Below are 4,119 nucleotides of genomic sequence, written 5' to 3'. Positions count from 1 at the left end.
GTGTATTGTGAGGGTGGGCTCACAAAAAATTATATGAGGATGGACTCACAAAAGTCAACGAAAACCGCGAACGCCGGTGAAGCGAAGGCGCGACGCCGCGCGCGCGGCGTCGCGCGTGTCGCCGCCTTGCTGGAGGCGGCTGCTGCCGAATTTGCGGAAAAGGGATACGAAACGGCGACCATGACCGCCATCGCGGCGCGCGCCGAATCGTCCATTGGTTCGCTGTATCAGTTCTTTGCGACCAAGGAACTGGTGGCGCAGGCATTGTTTGAGCAATACCTGGCGCAGCTTGGCGAAGTCTTCGAAGGTTTGCGGCGTGACGCGGAAACGGTGGAATTGCCGGTGCTGGCCGCGCGCCTGACCACGACCTTCATTCGGTTCCGCAAATCGCGTCCCGCATTCCTGGGACTGGCGGAATTGCAGGACCCGGTGATGCCGGGCGCCCAGGATATTCGCCGCAAGGTGCGCGGCGAGGTGGCTTCGGTGCTGGCCGTGCTGGCGCCGGAACTCCCCGCGCGTGAGCTGGAGATCAGGGCGGCCGTCATCCAGCACCTGATGAAGGCCGCCGTTGCGTTGAATGCGGAGGTGCCTGCGGCTGATCGGGGCGACGCAACGGCCGAACTGCAAGGCCTGGTGGAGCATTACCTCGCCGAGCTGATTAGCGCAGGTTCAGCGCACGCGCCACATCTTCCCACGAAACGTACTTGAAGTTCTGCGGTCCGTCCGGCAGGCGCTTGTGGCCATCCTGGACCACAAGCATGCCCTGAGCGAAAGGACCGCCAAGATTGGCCGAGGTGACATCAAGGCCGTCCGTTTCCGAGGTGCCGTCAATGCCGGCTTCCAGATTGATGCCGATGCGGAAGCTGCCGCGGACCTTGTGCGGCGCCGCCGCGTCCAGCACCACATAACTGCTGCTGCCCTGGCTTGAAACGACCAGATAGCTGGCGTTGGCGCCGTGGTAGATCGACATGCCTTCCACGTCCGCCGTCATGATGCCGCCCACGGGCAAAATCATGTGCATGGATTCCTTGCCGTCGCCATCGGCCGAAATTGACCAGACACCGCGCTTTTCCTCGCCGAGAAACAGGCGTCCCGTGCGATCGTCGGCCACGCAGCCTTCCGGCTGGCTGGCTGTCTTGAAGCGGCGCAGCAGGGTGCTGGTGTAGGCGCCGCCGTTGTGCGCGATGCGGTACTGCAGGAAGCTGCCGTCCTTGTCGTTGATGAAGACTTCCAGGCCGCCGTTCTTCGGCTGATAAACGCAAGTGCCGTAGATACGTTCCAGCGGCGTCGGGAAACGCGCGGCTTCGCTGACCTCGCCATCGGAGGCAATGGCATACAGCACCATCGAGTTTTCGTCGCGTTGTGTGGCGAGGGCGAAATCGCCGCGCACGCCGCCGAGATCGACGTTCTGGCGCAGGTCGACGTTGTTCAGGCGCCCGGATTCCAGCAACTGGGTCTGGCGGCCCTGCATGTCGTACACCAGCAGGCCCTGTTTCTTGTTCGTGCCAAGCACGCGTGAGTCGGCAGGGTTGCGTGGATTGACCCAGATGGCCGGATCGTCGGCTGCGTCACCCAGGCGTGGCATGGGTTCGGTCTGCGCACGGGCCATCACGATGGCAGGCGCTTGCATTGCTGCCGGCGTCTTGCGCGCAGCGCCGGAGTGCCAGGCGCCGCTGCCGCGATGAAAGATGTGCCTGTGCGATGTGGCATCCTCGACTTCCACGCCATCTGCACGTACCGCTATCGCGCCTGCACCACCGGACAGCTTGCCGAATGGCGCGCGCAACGCCACCGGCTCGCGTGAGCCGCCGTCTTCAGGATCGGYGTTGTAGGCCCACAAGCCCAGGTCCGGCTCGCTGACGAACAGCGTTGCCGTCGCGTCGTCGGTGCGGCAATGCTTCACGTGTGGCGGCAGGGCCAGCTTGCGCACCAGTTGCGGCACGCCGTCCTTCAACAGCCATTGCTCCGCCTGCCCATCGCGTGCCGACTGGAAGATGTAGTCGATCTGCTGGGCGTCGCGGAACAGGCAGGCGACGCCAGTGCCCCATCCCGGCGCCGGGATTGGCGCGGAGGCCTGAAGGGTGCCGGCCGCCGGATCGGCCAGTACAGGAACTACTTGCTCGGTGTTGGCGTCGATGACAATGGCCAGCGTGCGCTGGGCGGTAATGCCGTTCGCTGCGCGCGTGTCCAGCTGCTTGGCGCGCAGGGCCAGGTGGGCGCGCTCCGAGCCATCGGCGGCCAGCAAGTGCAGGCCGTGCTTGTCAATTGTCAGCCAGCCGCCGCCGGGCAGGGCGGACAGCTCGCTGGCCTTGGCCACCAGGGGCGGCTGTGCTGGCGCGGCGTGGATCGTGCCGCCGCCAATCAGGGCCAGTGACGCTGCGAGGGTCTTGAATACCGCCTTCATCAGAACAGGCTCGCTTTCAGGCCAATCTTGTAGGTGCGGCCGTATTGTTCGTATTGAACGTTGTGGTTTTTGGTGCCCTGATAGACGTAGTATTTTTCGTTGTTCAGGTTTGCCGCTTCGAAGGTCAGCTGCACGCGCTTATTCAGCTGCCAGTTGAAGGAGAAGTCAAGCTGGGTCTGCGTGTCGACGATATGGTCCTGCGCAGGCTTCAGAATGTCCGCACCCAGCTCCAGCAGGTAAGGCGATTTGTAGTTCACGGCCAGACGGCTGCTGACGGGGCCTTGTTCATAGCCCAGCATCAGGTTCATCACACGCCTGGATTGGCCCGGCAGCATGATGTCGCGGCGTTGCTGGGTTTTGGTCGCAGCATCGTAGCTGGCGATGGCAGCGCTGGACGCGGTCAGCGCACCGTTTGCGCCGATCAGCAGGTTGTTGAAGGGGGCCGGCAGCATGCGCAGCGGCTGTTGCCACGCCAGTTCGATGCCGCGTACGTGGGCGCTATCGCCATTGGCATAGGAAGTCGCGGTGGTGTAGCCCAGCCACTGGCCGGTGCCCGCCAGATTGGTGGTGTAGGTGAAGTTGCGGATCTCTTTGTTGAACAGATAGGCCGACACAGTGCCGTCGCTGCTTATGACGCGCTCGACGCCCAGGTCGATATTGTGCGCTTTCAATGGGGCCAGGTCCGGATTGCCGATGGTCGCTTCGGTTGGGCTGGCGAGGGTGACGCCCGGCGCCAGTTGGCTGAAGTTGGCGCGGACGACGGAATTGGTCCATGCCGCACGCACGCTGGTGGCGCTGTCGATTTCGTAGCGGGCCTGCAGCGACGGCAGCCAGTTGGTGTAGGAGTGGCTGCGCTGCACAGGCGTGATCACGCTGCCGTTGACCTGTGCGCCGGATGTGTCAAAGCTGGTGCGCTCGGCGCGCACGCCTGCCAGCACGCGCCATGCGCCGCGCGACAGTGTGTTCTGCACATAGGCTGCGTTGATATCCTCGCTCATGCCGAAATCGCTGATGGCCGATTCGGCGGACAGTCTGGCGGCGTTGCGGTCCAGGCCAGCGACGCGGGCGCGGATCAGCATAGGGTCCAGCGCGGTGCCGATGGTGCCCAGTTTGTAGTCCAGCATGCGGTCTTCCACGAAGGCGCTCATGGAAGTGGAGCCGGCGCCCCAGTAATTCGGGCTGGTGGACTTGCTGCTGTTGTAGGCCCACTGGTTGGTGTCATTGGTCTTGTCGCGGCGGCTGGCTTTGGCGCCGAACTTCAGGTCGGAGCGGTATTCGCCGAGTTCAAAGGCGTGCGACAAGTCGAATCGTGCGTGCTTTTCCTTGTCGTTGGAATAGCGCTGTTGCAGGGTGATGGCGTTCAGGCTGTAGCTGGCTGGGTCGAAGGCGCTGGCGGGGGCCTGTAAACGCGGCAGCTGGCCATCCGTAAATGCGATGCCCGCGAAGTTGGCGTTGCCGCGGAAACGGCCGTCGTTCAGGGATTCCGGYGTGTCTTCATCCGAGCGGCTGTAGGCAGCTTCGAGATCGAGCTGCCAGTCGCTCAAATTCTGGCTGGTGCCCAGAACCGCAGAGCGGATCTCCTGCGTGAATTTGCGCTGGCGGATGCGGCGCTCCAGGCGCGCGCTGGCAGGTACGCCTTCGGTCAGTGCGCCGCCGCTGACGTTACTGACGGTCATGCGGTCGCGTACTTCATCGTCGCTGAAGCGGCTCAGGAA

General features: G+C 63.7%; 3 protein-coding genes. 1 reads left to right on the top strand and 2 read right to left on the bottom strand.

The genetic code is table 11. The features are described from left to right. The first annotated feature begins 39 nt into the window (after positions 1 to 39). Positions 40 to 708, top strand: a complete 669-nt coding sequence (locus tag AB4Z11_RS25215) for a TetR/AcrR family transcriptional regulator (RefSeq protein WP_442028521.1) — start codon at positions 40 to 42, stop codon at positions 706 to 708. Here AB4Z11_RS25215 and AB4Z11_RS25210 read toward each other — a convergent pair. Both AB4Z11_RS25210 and AB4Z11_RS25205 read right to left on the bottom strand, forming a co-directional pair. Then, positions 659 to 2,404 carry a phytase gene (locus AB4Z11_RS25210; protein WP_442028520.1) on the bottom strand — a complete coding sequence of 582 codons (1,746 nt, stop codon included), beginning with the start codon at positions 2,402 to 2,404 and terminating at the stop codon, positions 659 to 661. The genes AB4Z11_RS25215 and AB4Z11_RS25210 overlap by 50 nt on opposite strands. Beyond that, the coding region (locus AB4Z11_RS25205) for a TonB-dependent receptor (protein WP_442028519.1) at positions 2,404 to 4,119 on the bottom strand (1,716 nt) is incomplete at its 5' end. The genes AB4Z11_RS25205 and AB4Z11_RS25210, both read right to left, overlap by 1 nt.

It is taken from the genome of Pseudoduganella sp. RAF53_2 (assembly GCF_052113985.1).
Taxonomy (GTDB): Bacteria; Pseudomonadota; Gammaproteobacteria; order Burkholderiales; family Burkholderiaceae_D; genus Rugamonas.
This window is presented reverse-complemented; position numbering and strand designations above follow the sequence as displayed.